Annotated in this window: 1 protein-coding gene; it reads right to left on the bottom strand. The window is 57.4% G+C overall.

What is annotated here, in order from left to right; genetic code table 11:
- The coding region (locus PSI23_RS22400) for a hypothetical protein (RefSeq protein WP_273557092.1) at nt 1–251 on the bottom strand (251 nt) is incomplete at both ends.

The raw sequence follows: 251 nt of genomic DNA, 5'->3' as shown, positions 1-251 counted from the left end.
CGCTCAGAGGCATTGCCCTGATTATCATAGGCGACACCGGACAGGGTGTAAGTGTTGTTGCCCTTGTCATGGAACGGCGGCAGGGTCAGCAGATAATGCGTCCCACCACGCACAGATTCAGCGGCTAAGTTGGCTGACAACGCCGGGGCACTGACGTTTTCCAGCTTGCCGCCCCCTGCCAGCAAATTCGCCGTATCCCAGACGATTTCTTTCAGGCCATGTTGGGCGCTGACACTGACATTCAGCGGGAT

Source organism: Xenorhabdus yunnanensis, assembly GCF_028598805.1.
In the GTDB taxonomy this organism is placed as follows: domain Bacteria; phylum Pseudomonadota; class Gammaproteobacteria; order Enterobacterales; family Enterobacteriaceae; genus Xenorhabdus; species Xenorhabdus yunnanensis.
This window is presented reverse-complemented; position numbering and strand designations above follow the sequence as displayed.